We start from the raw sequence: 18331 nt of genomic DNA, 5'->3' as shown, positions 1-18331 counted from the left end.
GCCATGAATCTGATGTCCCCAATTGACGAAGCCGAAGACGTGGTCGACGCTCACGCTGCTGACGATCTTTGGTATAAAGACGCCATCATCTATCAGCTGCACGTCAAAGCATTCGCCGACAGCAACAATGATGGCATCGGCGACTTTGCCGGCCTGACCGAGAAGCTCGACTATCTTCAGGATCTCGGAGTCACGACGCTATGGCTGCTGCCGTTCTACCCCTCGCCGCAGCGGGATGACGGTTACGACATCGCCGATTACGGATCGATCAATCCCGACTTTGGCACCATGAAGGACTTCCGTCGCTTCATCGCGGAAGCGAAGCGACGTGGCCTGCGCGTGATCACCGAACTGGTCATCAATCACACGTCGGATCAGCACGCCTGGTTCAAGCGCGCCCGGCGCAGCCCCAAGGATTCGAGCGCGCGCGACTGGTACGTCTGGAGCGACACCGACCAGAAATATCAGGGCACGCGGATCATATTCACCGATACCGAGAAGTCCAACTGGACCTGGGATTCGGAAGCCGGCCAGTATTATTGGCACCGCTTCTTCTCGCATCAGCCGGACCTCAACTTTGATAATCCCCGGGTCGTCAGCGCCGTCGTCAAGGTGATGAAGCGCTGGCTCGACACCGGCGTGGATGGCTTTCGGCTGGACGCGATTCCCTATCTGTGTGAGCGCGACGGCACCAACAACGAGAACCTCCCCGAGACCCACACGGTCATCAAGAAGCTGCGGGCCGAGCTCGACGCTTACGCCAAGGGCAAGGTTCTGCTTGCCGAGGCCAATCAGTGGCCCGAGGATGTCCAGGAATATTTCGGCCAGGGCGACGAGTGCCACATGGCCTACCACTTCCCGCTGATGCCGCGGATCTACATGGCGATCGCGCAAGAAGACCGTTTTCCGATCACCGATATCATGCGGCAGACCCCGGAAATCCCGACCAACTGCCAGTGGGCGATGTTCCTGCGCAACCATGACGAGCTGACGCTCGAGATGGTGACGGACGTCGAACGGGACTATTTATGGAAGACCTACGCGGCCGACCCGCGGGCGCGCATCAATCTCGGCATTCGCCGTCGCCTCGCGCCGCTGATGGACAATGATCGGCGCAAGATCGAGCTGATGAACTCGCTGCTGCTGTCATTCCCCGGCACGCCGATCATCTATTACGGCGACGAGATCGGAATGGGCGACAACATCTATCTGGGCGACCGCAACGGCGTGCGCACGCCGATGCAATGGTCGCCAGACCGCAACGGCGGGTTTTCCCGCGCTGACCCGGCACGCCTTTATGCACCGCCGATCATGGATCCGGTCTACGGCTATGCCTCGGTGAACGTCGAGGCGCAGGCGCGCAGCCTGTCGTCGTTGCTGAGCGCGACCAAGCGCCTGATCTCGGTGCGCAAATCCACGCCGGCGTTCGGACGGGGGTCGATGACCTTCATTCGCCCAAGCAATCGCTCGGTGCTGGCTTATGTCCGGCAGTACGAGGACGAAGTGATCCTGTGCGTCGCCAATCTGTCGCGCTCAGCCCAGCCCACCGAACTCGATCTGTCGCCGTGGAAGGAGCGCATTCCGCAGGAGATGCTTGGCCGCACGAAATTCCCGGCGATCGGCGAACTGCCCTACATGATCACGCTGGCGCCCTACGGCTTCTACTGGTTCAAGCTCGAGGAACGTGGCGTGTCGGAACATGTCGCACCCGCGGCAACCGTCCTCGAATTTGAAACCCTGGTCGTCCCGGTCGGAGCAACTTGGATGTCGCTCGCCCGCACCCGCGGCGTGTTCGAACGCGATGTGTTGCCCGCGTTCCTGTCGCGCACCCGCTGGTTTCCGGAGCGATCGATGCGGGCGATTCAGCCGCGCGTGACCTCCGCGATCCCGTTCTCCAACACGCACGATAACCGTCCATGGCTGGCGTTCTTCGAAGCCAGCGTACGCGGCATCAATGGACGCTATGTGCTGCCCATGCAGATCAATTGGGTCCGGTTCGATCGCGAGCGCTACAACCCGCGGGCGTTCGCAGCTGTGCGCCAGGGCTCACGTGAGGGCACTCTTCTCGACGTCGCGGGAGACACTGAGTTCACCACCCTGCTGCTCGACAACCTGCGGGAAGCCGTCGTCATCGAAAACGAAGGCGATCGGCTCGAATTCCGTCCCGGCTCGCGGCTCGCCGAGAAGCCGGCAGGCCCTTACGAACAGATCCGTTCTGTTTCCACCGAACAGTCGAACTCCACCGCTCTCGTGGGCGAGTATTACGTCATCAAGGTGTATCGGCGCCTCGAGAGCGGGATCAATCCCGAGATCGAGATGGGGCGCTTCCTGACCGAAGTCGCCGGTTATGCGAACACGCCATCTCTGCTCGGCAGCGTCGAGCTCGTCGAGGGCGACAACGTCAGCGCTATCGCCGTTGTGCATGACTTCGTCGCCAATCAAGGCGATGGCTGGGTCATGACCTCCGGCTATCTCGATCGCTATATCGACGATCAGCGTGTGCTGATGAACGCCGATAAGGAAAACGTCAGCGAAGAGCTGGCCCCCTATTTGCGCTACATGGAGCAAACCGGTCGCCGTCTGGCCGAGATGCACATCGCGCTCGCAAGCCACCCGGAGGTGCAGGCCTTCGCGCCAGAGCCGATTTTCAGCGACGATGCCCGACGCCTGACCGAGACTTTGTCGGCCGATTCCATTCGGGTTCTCGATGAGTTGAGCCGTAAGCGTGAAAGCCTCAAGGACAGCGAGCGGGCACTGGTCGATGACTTCCTCGCGTTGCGCGAAGGATTATCGCAGCGGCTCGCGCATCTGCTGGGCGAACACGGTGGCCTGAAAATTCGGCATCACGGCGACTTCCATCTCGGCCAGATGCTGATCGTGAAGGAGGACGTTTTCATCATCGACTTCGAGGGGGAGCCCCGCCGATCGCAAGCGGAACGTCGCGCAAAAGCGCCAGCCGCGCGCGACGTTGCTGGCCTGGTACGCTCGATCGATTATTCGACCACCGCGGCCCTGGAGCGGGCGTTGAAGACCCACCCCGAGGAAGCTGGCAAAATTGCCGCAGCGCTCGACGCCTGGCGGGAGAGCGCCACCGACGCCTTCCTTACCGCTTACCGCGAGACAATGGCAGACAGTTCGGTCTGGCCGGCCGATGCCGCAGCATCCGATCGGCTACTGGACTTCTTCCTGATCGAAAAGGCATTGTACGAGATCGAGTATGAGCTCGCCCATCGTCCCGACTGGCTCCACGTGCCGCTGGCTGGCATTCTTCGCATCCTGACTCGGCAGCCCGAGGAGACAACATGACTGCACAACTGACGGACGAGGCCTACGCGGTTCTCGAAGGTCGCCACAGCGATCCTTTCCACTACCTCGGCCCTCATCCGGAGAACGACCGCGTGGTTGTTCGGGCGCTGCTGCCCGATGCCACCGCTGTCGAAGCCGTCGGTGAACATGGCGAAGCCGCGGCGCTCGAGCGCCTGCACGATGCCGGCCTATTCGTTGGATCGCTGCCGAACGGCTCACGCCGCTATCAACTCCGCGCCCGCTTCGGCGACGCGACAGTCGAGCTTGAAGACCCCTACCGCTTTCCGCCGATTCTGACAGATTTCGATCTCTATCTTCTCGGCGAGGGCACGGATCAGCGGCTTTATGACAAGCTCGGCGCTCATCCGATGGTGCTCGAAGGAGTACCAGGCGTCGCATTCGTGGTGCTTGCACCGAACGCCCGCGGCGTCAGCGTCGTCGGCGACTTCAATTTCTGGAATCCCCAACGCCATCCGATGCGGGTGCGCGGCAACGGCTATTGGGAGCTGTTCATTCCGGGCGCGTCTGCCGGCGACCACTACAAATACAGTATTGTCGGACCGCATGGCGAGCAGTTGCCGCAGAAGTCCGACCCGTTGGCTTTCGCCGCAGAGCTGCGTCCGAAGACCGCATCGATCGTGGTCGACGCGACCACTCTGCCGCACCCCCGTCCGGCGCCTGAAAAAATCAACGCGCTGAACGCTCCGATGTCGATCTATGAGGTGCATCTCGGTTCGTGGCGCCGCAAGGACGGCGACCAATGGCTGACCTATCGCGAACTCGCGGAGCAACTGCCGGCCTACGTCCGGAACATGGGGTTTACCCATGTCGAATTTCTTCCTGTCAGCGAGCATCCGTTCGACGGCTCTTGGGGCTACCAGCCGACCGGCTTGTTCGCACCGACGTCACGGTTCGGCACGCCCGAAGATTTCTGCTCGCTGATCGACGCCTGCCACCGGCACGGCATCGGCGTGCTGCTCGACTGGGTGCCTGGTCACTTCCCGGACGATCCACACGGCCTCGGCAACTTCGACGGCACCGCGGTCTACGAGCACGCCAATCCGATGCAGGGCCGCCACCTCGACTGGGGCACGCTCATCTACAATTACGGCCGCACCGAAGTCGTCAACTTCCTGGTGTCGAATGCGCTGTTCTGGCTGGAGCGCTATGGCATCGACGGACTGCGCGTGGATGCGGTCGCGTCGATGCTTTACCTCGACTACAGCCGGCCGGCTGGCGGCTGGATTCCCAACAAATTCGGCGGCCGCGAGAACATCGAGGCCATCGAGTTCCTCCGTCGCTTCAATTCCGAAGTTTACGCAAAATTCCCCAATGCGACGACGGCCGCGGAAGAGTCCACCGCCTGGCCGCAGGTGTCGCGGCCGGTCGACGTCGGCGGGCTCGGCTTCGGCTACAAGTGGAACATGGGGTGGATGCACGACACGCTGAATTACATCAGCAAGGATCCGATCCACCGCAAATATCATCACGGTCAGATCCTGTTCGGCCTGCACTACGCCTTCTCGGAAAACTTCATTCTGCCGCTGTCTCACGACGAAGTCGTGCACGGCAAGCGGTCGATCCTGGGGCGGATGCCGGGCGACGAGTGGCAGCGTTTCGCCAACTTGCGGGCCTACTATTCCTTCATGTTCGGTCATCCGGGCAAGAAGCTGATGTTCATGGGCTGCGAGTTCGGCCAGGAGCGCGAATGGAATCATGACCGCTCGCTTGACTGGCACCTCTTGGAGTCGCCGAAATACGCCGGGGTGCAGGCGCTGATCCGCGATCTCAACAAGCTGTACCGCGAGCTGCCAGCGCTGCACGAACTCGATTGCGACCCCTACGGCTTCGAGTGGATCATCACCGAAGACTCCGGGCGGAATGTGTTTGCCTGGATGCGGAAAGGCAACGATACCCGTGCGCGTTGTCTGGTGATCGCGAACTTTTCGCCGAACGTCTATCAGGACTATCGCGTGCGCGTGCCCTTCCCCGGCCGCTGGCGGGAGGCTCTGAATTCGGACGCGGCCATCTACGGCGGCAGCAATGTCGGGAACGGCGGGGAAGTGCATACCCTTGACGGGCTGGTTCCCGAGCTTAGTCTGACCATTCCGCCCCTCGCCGCGATCTTTCTGACGCCGGAAGACTAACAATGCGCCTCACTGCTGGAAGCTGCTCTCGTCTCGGGGCGACCTGGGACGGGCGCGGCACCAATTTCGCTTTGTTCTCCGCCAACGCCCATAAGGTCGAACTGTGCCTGTTCGACAGTCAGGGGCGCCGCGAGCTAGAACGAATCGAACTCCCTGAGCGCACCGAGGACGTCTGGCATGGCTACCTCAACGACGTCTCGCCCGGTCAGCTCTACGGGTATCGTGTGCACGGTCCGTACGATCCCGAACGTGGCCATCGCTTCAACGCCCACAAGCTGCTGCTCGATCCGTACGCCAAGCGGCTGTTCGGCCGGCTGGTCTGGAGCGATGCGCATTTCGCCTACCGTACCGGAAGCCCGCGCGAAGACCTGTCGTTCGACCGCCGCGACAATGCGAGGGGCATGCCGAAGGCCATGGTGATCGACGAAACCGGCGGCTTCTCACGCCATGAGAACCGTCCCGGCATTCCGTGGGAAGACACCATCATCTACGAAGCCCATGTCAAAGGGCTGACGCAGCAACGCGAGGACGTTCCGCCAGGATTGCGCGGCACCTTTGGCGGTCTTGCCGCGCCCGCGATGATCGACCATTTCAAGCGGCTCGGCGTCACCACGATTGAACTTCTCCCCGTTCACGCGCTTATCGATGACCGCACGCTGGTCGAGAAGAAGCTGGTGAACTACTGGGGCTACAACACGATCTCGTTCTTTGCCCCGGAGCCGCGCTACGCTGCGGACAATCCCCTCGACGCGTTTCGCACCACGGTGGCGCGGCTGCACGATGCCGGGATCGAAGTGCTGCTCGACGTCGTCTACAACCACACCGCCGAAGGCAATCACCTCGGTCCGACGCTGTCGTTCCGTGGCATCGACAACGCCTCGTACTACTGGCTGTCGCGCGACAACCCGCGCTACTATGATGACTTTACCGGCTGCGGCAGTTCTGTGAATCTGCAGCACCCGCGCGTGCTGCAGATGGTGATGGACAGCCTGCGTTATTGGGTCGAAGTCTGCCACGTCGACGGCTTCCGATTCGACCTCGCTACCACACTGGCGCGCGGCCCCAACGGCTTTGAACGCAACTCCGGCTTCTTCACCGCAATCCGCCAGGACCCGGTGCTGGCTTCGGTGAAGCTCGTCGCCGAGCCGTGGGATCTCGGAATGGGCGGCTATCAGGTCGGCGCGTTCCCGTCGCAATGGTCGGAATGGAACGATCGCTACCGCAGCGCGATGCGGCGTTACTGGAGCGGCGAGGGCAGCCTGATCGGCGAAGTGTCGCGGCGGATGACAGGATCGTCGGACATCTTCAATCACGACAGCCGAATGCCGCGCGCCAGTATCAATCATGTCACGGTGCATGACGGCTTCACGCTGGCCGACTTGTTCAGCTACAACGACAAGCACAACCTCGCCAACGGCGAAGACAATCGCGACGGCTCGAACGACAACCACAGCAATAATTGCGGCCACGAAGGCCCGACCGACGATGCGGCGATCATCGCGCTCCGTCGGCAGCTCCGCAAGAACCAGATCGCCTGCTTGTTCCTCGCGCAAGGCGTCCCGTTGCTGCTCGCCGGCGACGAGGTCGGCAATTCGCAGAATGGCAACAACAACGCTTATTGCCAGGACAACGAGATCGGCTGGGTCGACTGGCGAGGACTGAACAGCGAAGGCGACGACATGGTCGACTTCGTTGGCCTGATGGTCGAGCTGCGCAAGAACTTCCCGCAGCTACGCTCACGGCGCTGGGTTGACGGCAGACGCGCCGACGGCACGTACGGCGTGCTGTGGCTGACGCCGTCCGCCGCGGAGATGACCGAACAGGATTGGGCCTTTCCGGACGGCCGCTTCCTTGCCTATGTGATCAGCCCATCGCAGCCGTACAGCAGTGCGATCTTCATCGTCTTGAACTCGGGTGTCGAAACGATTCCGTTTCTTCTGCCCCAGCTGCCCGAGTATCAGAGCTGGCATCAGCTCTTCGATACCACCAAGGACACTGTCCAGGTGGCGTCGCTCGCGTCGGGTAGCGCCTCGTCTGCCCCACCCCGATCCGTCATGGCGTTTTCTGGAGCCCCTGCATGAACAATCGAGCCCACGGCCCCCGCGTTACTCAAAACGGGGTCGAATTCCGGCTGTGGGCTCCGGACGCCGAGCGCGTCGACGTCATGCTCGATCGCGCCTATCCGATGAAGCAGGACAAGGACGGCTGGTTCCGAGCGGAAATCGAAGGGATCGGCGGCGGCGCGCGTTATCGGTTTCGCATCGATGACAGCAACGACGTGCCCGATCCGGCTTCGGCGTTTCAGCCGGAGGATATCACCGGCCCAAGCGAAGTGATCGACCACTCGGCGTATCATTGGCGGGCCTCCGAATGGCGCGGCAGGCCTTGGGAAGAAGCCGTGGTACTCGAGGCGCATGTCGGCACCTTCACCACGCCGGGTACATACCGGGCTATCATCGACAGGCTCGACGATCTGGTCGCGACCGGCATCACGGCGCTGGAGCTGATGCCGCTTGCGGATTTCCCCGGCCGCCGCAACTGGGGCTATGACGGCGTGCTGTGGTATGCGCCCGACAGTGTCTATGGCCGTCCTGAAGATCTGAAGGCGCTGATCGACGCAGCGCACGAGCGCGGACTGATGGTGTTTCTGGACGTGGTCTACAATCACTTCGGCCCGGAAGGAAATCACCTCGGCCAGTACGCGCGGACCTTCTTCTCGGAAGCGCACACCCCTTGGGGCAACGCGATCAACTACTATGTCGCGGAGGTCCGCGCCTTCGCCATCGAAAATGCTCTGTACTGGCTGCGCGAATATCGTTTCGACGGCCTGCGTCTCGACGCGGTCCACGCCATTCCGGATCAGGGCGAAATTCCGATGCTGTACGAGCTCAGCCGCGAGGTCGGCAAGTTGGCGGCTGAAACCGGACGACATCTGCACCTCATTCTGGAGAACGACGACAACATCGCCGCGCAGCTCGACCCGACGATCGATCCGCATCGCGGACAATATCGCGCGCAATGGAACGACGATTATCACCACGCCTGGCACGTCGCCCTGACGGGAGAAACCCAGGGTTACTATTCGGACTATGCGGGCGAACCGCTGCAGCAGGTCGCCCGTTCGCTCGGCTCGGGCTTCGTCTATCAGGGCGAACCGTCCGAGCACCGCGGCGGCACGCCTCGCGGCGAGCCGAGCGGTGAACTGCCGCCGCTCGCCTTCGTCAACTTTCTCCAGAACCACGACCAGATCGGCAACCGCGCCTTGGGCGACCGGCTCGAAAGCCTCGCCCGCGCCGAAGCCGTCGAGGCGGCGCTGGCCATCACCCTGCTGGCACCGACTGTCCCGATGTTGTTCATGGGTGAAGAGTGGGGATCGCAGGCGCCCTTCCCGTTTTTCTGCGACTTCCACGGAGATCTTGCCGAGGCGATCCGGAAGGGCCGGCGCCGCGAGTTCGCGGGCGCCTACGAGAAATACGGTGACGATGTCCCCGATCCGCTCGACGAGTCCACCTTCAAGAGCGCAGTGCTTGACTGGAGCGAGCGCGAGACGGGCCCAGGTGCGAAACGGCTCGCCCTGGTGAAGACATTGCTGACGATCCGTCGGGAGACACTCGTGCCGCGTCTGCGGGGCGCCAGATTTGGGGACGCGGCAGTCTCCGGGCGGAAGCTGCTGACCGCTGATTGGCGGCTCGGCGACGGCTCCACGCTCCGTCTCACGGCCAATCTATCCGACCAGCACCTAGATGCCGAAGGGCCGGTTGGAACCAAAGTGTGGGGCGATGATTGGGACGGGAGCATTCCGCCGTGGGCGGTTTCCTGGCGCCTCGAAGAGTCCTGATGTCCCCCCCGATCCCGACTGCAACCTATCGCATTCAGCTCACCGCCGATTTCGGCTTCGACGATGCGGCGGCTATCGTCCCCTATCTCAAGGCTTTGGGGATTTCTCACCTGTATGCCTCGCCTTTCACCAAGGCACGCAAGGGGTCGAGCCATGGCTACGACATCGTCGATCACACCAAGCTGAACCCCGAGCTGGGCGGTGAAGAAGGCTTCGCAAGACTGTCTGCGGTATTGAAGCAGAATGACATCGGTCTGATCCTCGACTTCGTCCCTAACCATGTCGGCGTGCATTTCGCCGATAATCCCTGGTGGCTCGACGTGCAGGAATGGGGTCCCGCCTCACCGCACGCCGCGTCATTCGACATCGATTGGGATGTGCTGCCGTTCCGCAGCCGCGGCGGCGTTCTACTGCCGATCATCGGCTCCTCCTACGGCAAGGCACTCGAAGCCGGCGAGATCGAACTGCGCTATGATGCGGACGAAGGCAGCTTCTCCGCATGGTACTTCGAGCATCGCCTGCCGATCGGACCGCAACGCTATGGCGAGATCTTGCGCGCCGTCGTGCGTGAGGCCGATGCGGCCGAGGAGCCCGCCGGCAAGGCTTTGCTCGACCTCGCCGCACGCTATCGCGGCGTCAGTCATCCCGACCGCAAGGAAGCACCAGCCTTCAAGGCTGCGCTGAAGGGGGTCGAGGGCGGTGCGGCGTTGATCGAAAAGGGACTTGCCGCGTATCGCGCCGGGGAAGGCCGCCAGACGCAAATTCAGGCGCTGCACAATCTGCTTGAGCGCCAGCATTACCGGTTGGGACACTGGCAGCTCGCGACCAGCGAAATCAACTATCGCCGCTTCTTCGACGTCAACACCCTCGCCGGCCTGCGCGTCGAGGACGCGGCGACGTTCGAGGCGATCCATCAGCTCGTCAAACGGCTCGTAGCTGAGGGGCACCTGCAGGGACTGCGCCTCGATCACATTGACGGATTGCGTGATCCCGCCCAATACTTCCAGCGTCTCCGCAAACTGACCCGCGATGCGCAAGGCCCGGCCGCAACACCGCTTTATATGGTCATCGAGAAAATTCTCGGCGAAGGCGAGAAGCTGCCGCGCTTCGCCGGCGTGCACGGCACGACGGGGTATGAATGGCTGAACGTCATCACGCAGGCGCTCGTGGACGGTGCGGGCCTCGAACCGCTCGACGAAATCTGGCGGCAGATCAGCAACAACTCACCGGATTTCGCGCCGGTTCTGATGCGGGCCAAGCGCCGGGTGCTCGAAACCCTGCTGCTCAGCGAATTCACCGTGCTGACGCGGCTGCTGGCACGGATTGCCAACGGGCACTACTCAACACGAGATTTTTCAGCAGATAATCTGCGGCAGGTGTTCGAGCTCTACGTCCTGCATTTTCCCGTCTATCGAACATACATCACCGGCAACGGCCCCACCGGGCCGGATCGCGCGCTGATCGACCGGACGATCGAGAAGGCGCGTGCCGATTGGTACGGCGCCGACGACGGGATCTTCGATTTTCTGCGCGATGCGCTGACGATGGATCTGCTCAAGCCCGGCCGCGCCGCCCACAGTAAGCCACGGGTGCGCCGGTTCGCCCTGAAGGTCCAGCAGTTCACCGGACCGACAATGGCGAAGTCGCTGGAAGACACCGCTTTCTATCGTTATCACCGCCTGCTCGCGCTCAACGAAGTCGGCGGCGAGCCGTCTGCCCACGCGCTGTCGCCCGACGCATTCCATGGGCTGATGATCCAACGCGCCAAAGACTGGCCGCATGGGATGACCGCGACGATGACTCACGACGCCAAGCGCGGCGAGGACGCGCGCACGCGGCTGCTGGGGCTCGCGGAAATGCCCGGCGAATGGGCCGCCACGGTCTCGAAGTGGAAACTGATGAATGCGCCGCATGTCGTCACAGACGATGGCCTGCGTGCGCCATCTGCCACCTTCGAATACATGCTGTACCAGTCGCTGCTCGGTGCATGGCCGCTCGAGCCCGACTCCGACTTCACTGCACGAATGCAGGCTTTTGCCCTGAAGGCCGCACGCGAGGGCAAGGAAGGCACCAATTGGATCAATCCTCATCCGGCCTATGAGGACGGCGTCAAGACATTCATCGACAGGATCCTCGATCCGCGGCAGTCCGGCGCTTTCCTGGAGTCGCTGCAGACGCTATCGCGGAGGCTCTCGATTATCGGGGCCCTGAACTCGCTGAGCCAGGTGACGCTGAAAGCAACAATGCCTGGCGTGCCGGATTTTTATCAAGGCACCGAATTTTGGGACTTCTCGCTGGTCGACCCCGACAATCGCCGTCCGGTCGACTTTACGGCCCGAGCCAAGTCACTCGAGGGGTTGACCGCACCAGATTGGAAGGGGCTGATCGAGCACTGGCACGACGGCCGCTTGAAACTGGCCTGGACGCGGCAGCTGTTGAAGCTACGCGGCGAGCTTCCGGAGGTTTTCACGGATGGCGATTATCGCCCGCTCAAGCTTGCCGGACCACATGCCGATCATGCGATCGCCTTCGCCCGCACTCACGGAAGTAACGCTGTGATTGTGGCGGTCGGCAAGAATTTCGCGCCATTGTCGGATCACGGCCGGCAATGGCCGCTCGCCGACGCCTGGGACGCCTCGATCGAGACCGACGGTCTCGTCTTGGACGACGATACGGCGGAGCAAGGCCTTTCGCTTCGCGACCTGTTTCGGGGCTTGCCGGTCGCGGTACGGCGCGCCCGGATCGCGGAAGCCCGGCCCGCCAAGCTCCGCCGCAAAGCCGAAGCTTGATCCCCTAGGCTGCCCTACTTGGGGGCAGCTTCTTCTCGCCCGCTATTTCTTCTTGTCCAGCAGCAGGTGGCCACGATCCTTGATGGCGCGCTGCGCCACTTCGGTAAATTTCTGCAGCAACCACGGCAGCCGGACTTCGACGACAACGTGATCGTCCACCACATCGACTTGGCCCGCAGCAACCTGCCCGAGCGCACGTACCCGGAACACCATGCGATCTCCCTCCCAGTGCTCGTGATCCACTTTCATCACCGGCACGGACACGGCCGCACGACTGAGGCCCACGCGCAGACGGCGGATCGCCTCCTCGCGGCCGAGCCGGTGGGGGATGGATACGACAAGCGGGGCTGACATCACGGGCTTCCTTTTGTCAGGGCGAACTAACCAAGGCTCATGTAGGCGGCCCGACAAGAAATAACAGGGCGCCTTCCACACGCCTGGGTTCAATTGCAGGAACCTTCGCTCTTGCAGCGGGTTTCTGCTGCGACAGGCGGAGCATTCGGGCAGTCCGTCGCGACAAGGAGAGCGAGATGTCTATCGGCACAATCATCCTGATCATTTTGATCATCGCATTGCTGGGCGGCTTCAGCGGCGTTGGCGGCGGCCCGTTCTACGGTACCGGTTATTACGGCGGCGGCGGACTCGGTCTGATCATCATCATCCTGGTGATCCTGCTTCTGCTCGGCAAAATCTAATCCGACTCGGGCACATCAGGCCCCGCTGGATGCAAGCGCCTTAACGGCCGGCTTCAGCGGGGTCGCGGCTTTGTCGTAATCAGACCAGGCTTTGGTCTTGCGCAGCAGCGACGGCACAGTCTCCACCGTGTAACGCTTCGGATCCAGTCCGGCTTTGACCTGAGGCCAGGTCAGCGGCATCGACAACGTGGCGCCCTCGCGCGCACGCGGCGACAGCGGAGCAACCGCAGTCGACATCCGATCGTTGCGCAGATAATCGAGGAAGATCTTACCCTTGCGCTGCTGCTTGGACATGTTCAGCAGATAGCGATCAGGGCTGTCTTCGGCCATCTGCGCACAGACGGTCTGAGCGAACGTCTTGGCCTGCTTCCAATCGACATCGTCCCTCGGCTTGAGCGGCACCACGACGTGCAGCCCCTTCCCTCCCGTGCTCTTGCAGAACGTCGCGAGCCCTAGCGCCTCGAGCCGCTCCTTCATCTCGCGCGCCGCGCCGATCACTTCGTCGAAGCCGACTTCTGGCGCTGGATCGAGGTCAAACACCAACCGGCCCGGTACGTCGTAGCGGTCAGGCGCGCAGTTCCAGGGATGCAATTCAAGCCCCCCGATCTGCGCAGCCGCGATCAGCCCTTCGACGCGGTCGATCTGCACATATGGTTTGCGATCGCCGGAGACTTTCGCCAGATCGATCAGATTGGACATCCCAGGCATTGCGTGCCGCTGAAAGAAGTGCTCGCCATTGACGCCGTCGGGCGCGCGCACGATCGAACAAGGCCGTCCTCTGACGTGGCCGATCAGCCAGTCACCGACGGCTTCGTAATAGCCGGCGAGATCCATTTTGGTGATCGCGCCGCTGAAATCGCTGGCCGGCCATAGCTCCTTGTCGGGCTTGGAGATCACCACACCCATCACCTCGGCACGACCGCCGGGAGCGCCCACGCTTTTGCGCGCGGCGCGCGGCGCTTTGCGCTTCGAAGTGGTCTTCGCGAGTTTAGCCGGCGTTCCCTTCGCCTTCGGCTCCGCGATTTCAACCCTCGCTGGGACTTCGGCCTCGACCTCCGACGCCGGCTTATCGGCACGCAGGCCTTTGAAGGCGGCTTGCCGCACCATGCCGGCGCCCGTGAAGCCGGCGAACTCGATCTCCGCGACCAGCTCCGGCTCGACCCAATGCACATCCCGCGTCTTGCGCGGCGCGTTCTTGCCGGTGAACGGGTTGTCCTTGCTCTCTCGCGCCTTCAACTCGGGGAGGATACGCTTCACCACGTCCTGACCGTATCCGGTGCCGACGATGCCGACATAAGCGAGCTGATCGTCGCGATGCACGCCGACCATCAGCGAACGGAATTTTCCAGCGGTCGTCTTCCAGCCGCCGATCACCACCTCATGGCCGGCACGGCACTTCGCCTTGGTCCAACTGTCCGTGCGACCAGAGCGATACGGCGCGTCGAGTTTCTTGGAGACAATGCCTTCGAGCGACAGCTTGCAGGCGGATTTCAAGATCGCGTCGCCGCCACTCTCGAAATGATCGACATAACGGATCAGCTTTTCTTTGCGCCGACCGCGCGCGACCTTCAGCAGATCAGCGAGCCGGGCCTTGCGTTCCACCAGCGGCAGATGGCGGAGGTCTTCGCCTTTGGCATAGAGTAGATCGAACGCAAAGCAGATCAGGTTGCTGGTGTCGCCGTCGGACAGCGCCGCCTGTAACGCCGCGAAGTCGGGATGGCCGTGATGATCGAGCGCGACGATCTCCGTGTCGATGATCACGTCCGGCAGCTCGGCCGCTTCCTTCGCAATCGCCTTGAACTTCGCGGTCCAATCAAGCCCCTTACGCGTCAGCAGCGAGGCCTTGCCGCTCGCGACGCGAAGCTGCATCCGGTAGCCATCGAACTTGATCTCGTGAACCCAGCCCTCGCCGCCCGGCGGCCGATCGACCGAAACGCAAAGCTGCGGCGACACGAAGTCTGGCATCGCCACGCGCTTGGCGCTTGCGCGTTTTGCAGACTTCGCGGCGGCTTTCGTGCCCTTCTTCTTCGTCACCGGCTTGCCTGAACGCGCCGACTTTTTGCCGGTCCCGTTGGCCGCTCGCTCATCCGCCGCCAGCCCCTCGTTCGAATCCCATACCGCGTCGGCCCTCACCCGTGCGATCTTGCCGGTCATGAACGGCTTCGGGGCGCGGCCCTTGCCTTCGGCGATCTGCTCCATGGCGCGGCCAGACGCAACCGAACGATCCTCGTCCAGTACGCTTTCGCCATCGCCGTCGCGTGCATACTCGTCGCGATGCTTGATCAGCAGCCAGTTGGTGCGCTTGCCGCCATTGCGATCATGGCGCATCCGCACCAGCACCCAGCTGCCGTGCAACTTCTCGCCATCCAGCGTGAACTTCAGATCGCCCTTCTTGAAGCCGCGCTCGGGATCGTCGCAATCCCAGAAACCGCGGTCCCACAATTGCACCGTGCCTCCGCCGTACTGCCCCTCCGGAATGGTGCCTTCGAAATCGCCATAGTCGAGCGGGTGGTCCTCGACCTCGACAGCGAGCCGCTTGTCATGAGGATCGAGCGACGGCCCCTTGGTAACGGCCCACGACTTGAAGACACCGTCGTACTCCAACCGCAGATCGTAGTGCAGACGCGTCGCGTCGTGCTTTTGGATCACGAACCGTCGCCGCTTCGAGGGGGCGACGGCAACGTCGCCTGACGGCTCCGCTGTCTGCTCGAAATCGCGCTTCTTGCGATACTGCGCGAGGTTCTTGTTCGGCGCCATGATGATCTCCCGCTGGACCGCAACTTGCGGACGCGGAACCAAAACCCTAGCGTTCGGTTGAAGTTCCCGACCGGTTCGCGCCGGCCGCCCTGCATTCACATCCCGCCTCGGAGAGCATCATGGCCCCGCGCCGCGCCTACTGGAAGGGCTCGCTCAAACTCTCGCTCGTCACCTGCCCGGTCGCGCTGTATCCGGCTTCGACCAGCGTCGAGAAGACCCGCTTCCACATGATCAACACCGAGACCGGCAATCGACTCAAACAGCAGATGATCGACGAGGAAACCGGCGACGTCGTCGAGAAGGATCAGAAGGGCCGCGGCTACGAAGTCCGAAAGGGCAAGTATGTCGAAATCGAAAAGGAGGAACTCGAGGCGGTCCAGATCGAGAGCACGCACACGATCGACATCGATAGCTTCGTACCGGCGGACGAGATCGACAAACGCTATCTCAACAACCCGTACTACATCGTGCCAGAAGGCAAGGCCGCGATCGACGCCTTCGCGGTGATCCGCGACGCCATGAAGGACAAGGGCCGTGTTGCCCTCGCGCGGATCGTGCTCACCAACCGCGAGCATGTGCTGGCGATCGAGCCGCTCGGCAAGGGGCTGCTCGCGACGACGTTACGCTACCCCTACGAACTGCGGGATGCCGACGAGTATTTCGACGGCATCAAGACGCCGAAGATCTCGAAGGACATGATCGAACTCGCCGGCCATATCCTCGATACGAAAGCCGCGCATTTCGACCCCTCGAAATTCAAGGACGACTACGAGGCCGCGCTGAAAACTCTGGTGAAACGCAAGGCCGCAGGCAAGTCGATCAAGATCCCGGAGCCGGAGGAGAAGTCCGACGACGTGGTGAATCTGATGGATGCGCTGCGACAGAGCCTTGGCAAGAAAAGCGACAAGCCCGCCCAGAGACGTCCTGCATCGGCGCGAGGTCGTGGACGCGCCGCGAAGAAGGCACATCGGTCCGCCGCCCGAGCCCGCAAGGCCAGTTGAGGGTTCGGCAGCGAGAGAGGGCGTCATGCCTCTCGACCTGGTGAGCATCCGAGCGCCCCTCAATCCGGGCACCTACACAGCTTGCGAGCCCCGGCATCTCCTAGGGAAGTTGAATGAGTCGCTCACTCAGAATCACGGCGGCGAAACCCTTGCCGCGGTGGCTTGGAAAGCCCGGGTTCGCCGTAGTACGGCGACCCGGAGTGACAAAGCCAAGCTGCAATGATCGCTTGGCTAGGTCGGTTTAAGACTTCTTTTTGGACGATTTCTTTGAGGATTTGCGGCCGGACGATTTGTGCCCCGGCGAGCTTTTGGCCGCCGATTTGCCCGACGAGGACTTCGTACTGCGCTTCGCGCTGCTCTTGGTGGTGTTCTTCTTGGCCGTACTTTTTGCGGCCTTCTTCGTCGTCTTCTTGGCGGCCTTCTTGCCAGAGCTCTTTGCCGACTTCTTGCTCGGCACCTTCTTGCCTTCAGTGCGGGCCTCGGACAGACCGATCGCAATCGCCTGTTTGCGACTCTTGACGGTCTTGCCGGAGCCGCCACTCTTCAACGTCCCCGCCTTTCGCTTCTTCATGACACGCTCGACGTCTGCCGATGCCTTCTTCGAATACTTACGGGCCATCCTGCTCTCCCTTGGTAACAGGGGCCTAATTGTTCCGGATGATAACAAGTTCCGAACGTAACGGTTTTTGCACGCAATCCGTGGCAGTTTCAGAGGCTCCGCAACGGCGATCTTTTGAAAAGCGGCTCGCCTGCCGAGGCGCCCCTTCATTCCATTCTGACCGACGCGGCCTGTCCCGTTGCCGGCTTCATCTTCTCGATGACGAAGATGATGATCTCGTCGCTGCGGGTCGTGCTCTCCAGACGATCACCGGTCTGCTGAACCATCACCGGAATGTCCACCATCGACATCGGATCGCTGCAACGCACGACGAGCCGCTCACCGACGGCGAGAGTCGTCAGCGCCTTGCGGGTCTTCAGCACCGGCAGCGGGCATTTGAGCCCGGCTAGGTCGAGCGTGATGTCGTTCATCGCCGAGGACGATGGCGAAGCCCGGCGGCCGCGTCAATCGTCGCCAGCTTGTCCTTATTGCGGATACAGGGTGCTGCGGGCTATGACCCAGACGCTGAACTTTGCTGGATGATACCTGATGACCGATCACCTCGCCACCTCCGCCGTGATTCTCGCTGGAGGTTTGGCGCGGCGGATGGGCGGCGGCGACAAGGCGCTACGCGACATCGACGGCCGCAGCTTGATCGCACGTGTGATCGATCGATTGGCGCCGCAATGCGCACCCTTGGTTCTGAATGCGAACGGTGAACCCTCGCGGTTTGCCGCGTACAATCTGCCGATCGTCAACGATCAGGTCGCGGATTTCCCCGGGCCTCTCGCCGGCATTCTCGCGGGGCTCGACTGGATCGACACGTATCATCCGGAAGTGCAGTGGATGCTGAGCGCTCCGGCGGATTGCCCCTTCCTGCCGCTCGATCTGGTTGCCCGATTGCATCAGGCGCGGATCGATCAGCAGGCGCAGATCGCGGTTGCGTCTTCGGGCGGCCGGTCGCATCCGGTCGTGGCGTTGTGGCCTCTTGAAATGCGCAGCGACCTGCGCCGCGCGCTGCTCGCCGATGACATCCGCAAGGTCGACAGATTCACGGCGCTGTTCGCCCGCGCGATCGTCGAATGGCCCGTGACTCCCTACGATCCATTCTTCAACGCCAACACGCCCGACGACCTGATCGAGGCCGAACGGATCGCTGCACGTCACGGCGCCTAGCGGGTCGAAACCGTCTGCGGAACG

12 protein-coding genes are annotated in these 18331 nt (G+C 62.4%); 8 read left to right on the top strand and 4 right to left on the bottom strand.

Annotated elements, in window-relative coordinates:
• Nucleotides 1-3 precede the first annotated feature (3 nt).
• The 5 genes from treS to treY are packed head-to-tail and all read left to right on the top strand — an operon-like array spanning nucleotide 4 to nucleotide 12080.
• Entirely contained in the window at nucleotides 4-3306 is a 3303-nt protein-coding gene (treS, locus tag ACFFJ6_RS06325) for a maltose alpha-D-glucosyltransferase (RefSeq protein ID WP_378385492.1), read from the top strand.
• Entirely contained in the window at nucleotides 3303-5453 is a 2151-nt protein-coding gene (gene glgB / locus ACFFJ6_RS06320) for a 1,4-alpha-glucan branching protein GlgB (protein ID WP_378385490.1), read from the top strand. Before treS ends, glgB begins: the two co-directional genes overlap by 4 nt.
• A gap of 2 nt (nucleotides 5454-5455) precedes the next feature.
• Nucleotides 5456-7534, top strand: coding sequence for a glycogen debranching protein GlgX (glgX, locus tag ACFFJ6_RS06315; RefSeq protein WP_378385488.1), 2079 nt, complete (start codon nucleotides 5456-5458; stop codon nucleotides 7532-7534).
• Nucleotides 7531-9291, top strand: a complete 1761-nt coding sequence (treZ, locus tag ACFFJ6_RS06310) for a malto-oligosyltrehalose trehalohydrolase (RefSeq protein WP_378385486.1) — start codon at nucleotides 7531-7533, stop codon at nucleotides 9289-9291. Before glgX ends, treZ begins: the two co-directional genes overlap by 4 nt.
• On the top strand, nucleotides 9291-12080 hold the full coding sequence (treY, locus tag ACFFJ6_RS06305) for a malto-oligosyltrehalose synthase (RefSeq protein WP_378385484.1): 2790 nt from the start codon (nucleotides 9291-9293) through the stop codon (nucleotides 12078-12080). The genes treZ and treY overlap by 1 nt, the downstream gene beginning before the upstream one ends.
• Before the next feature lie 42 nt (nucleotides 12081-12122).
• On the opposite strand, the gene ACFFJ6_RS06300 is transcribed toward treY, so the two are convergent.
• Entirely contained in the window at nucleotides 12123-12434 is a 312-nt protein-coding gene (locus ACFFJ6_RS06300; RefSeq protein WP_378385482.1) for a polyhydroxyalkanoic acid system family protein, read from the bottom strand.
• Nucleotides 12435-12610: 176 nt separating this feature from the next.
• Between ACFFJ6_RS06300 and ACFFJ6_RS06295 the strand changes: the two genes are divergently transcribed.
• Nucleotides 12611-12775 (top strand): DUF3309 family protein, encoded by a 165-nt coding sequence (locus tag ACFFJ6_RS06295; RefSeq protein ID WP_011503879.1) that lies wholly within the window; start codon nucleotides 12611-12613, stop codon nucleotides 12773-12775.
• A 15-nt stretch (nucleotides 12776-12790) separates the two neighbouring features.
• On the opposite strand, the gene ligD is transcribed toward ACFFJ6_RS06295, so the two are convergent.
• Complete coding sequence (gene ligD, locus ACFFJ6_RS06290; protein WP_378385479.1) at nucleotides 12791-15532, bottom strand: DNA ligase D; 2742 nt, start codon at nucleotides 15530-15532, stop codon at nucleotides 12791-12793.
• A 119-nt stretch (nucleotides 15533-15651) separates the two neighbouring features.
• Here ligD and ku point away from each other — a divergent pair, with 119 nt between their 5' ends.
• The gene (gene ku, locus ACFFJ6_RS06285; RefSeq protein WP_378385477.1) at nucleotides 15652-16533 is read left to right on the top strand and encodes a non-homologous end joining protein Ku; all 882 of its coding nucleotides are present in this window, start codon (nucleotides 15652-15654) and stop codon (nucleotides 16531-16533) included.
• 241 nt (nucleotides 16534-16774) lie between these two features.
• Here the strand turns inward: ku and ACFFJ6_RS06280 are convergent, their stop codons facing one another.
• Both ACFFJ6_RS06280 and ACFFJ6_RS06275 read right to left on the bottom strand, forming a co-directional pair.
• Complete coding sequence (locus tag ACFFJ6_RS06280; RefSeq protein ID WP_378385475.1) at nucleotides 16775-17152, bottom strand: DUF6496 domain-containing protein; 378 nt, start codon at nucleotides 17150-17152, stop codon at nucleotides 16775-16777.
• Between the two features lie 146 nt (nucleotides 17153-17298).
• Nucleotides 17299-17562 (bottom strand): sulfurtransferase TusA family protein, encoded by a 264-nt coding sequence (locus ACFFJ6_RS06275; RefSeq protein WP_378385473.1) that lies wholly within the window; start codon nucleotides 17560-17562, stop codon nucleotides 17299-17301.
• 118 nt (nucleotides 17563-17680) lie between these two features.
• On the opposite strand from ACFFJ6_RS06275, the gene mobA reads away from it, so the two are divergent.
• A complete protein-coding gene (gene mobA, locus ACFFJ6_RS06270) occupies nucleotides 17681-18307 on the top strand; it encodes a molybdenum cofactor guanylyltransferase MobA (RefSeq protein WP_378385471.1) in 627 nt (208 codons plus the stop codon).
• Nucleotides 18308-18331: the final 24 nt, after the last annotated feature.

This window comes from Rhodopseudomonas telluris (genome assembly GCF_042432815.1).
Classification (GTDB): domain Bacteria; phylum Pseudomonadota; class Alphaproteobacteria; order Rhizobiales; family Xanthobacteraceae; genus Rhodopseudomonas; species Rhodopseudomonas telluris.
Note: the sequence above shows the minus strand (reverse complement) of the source record. Positions and strands in the feature narration are given on the sequence as shown.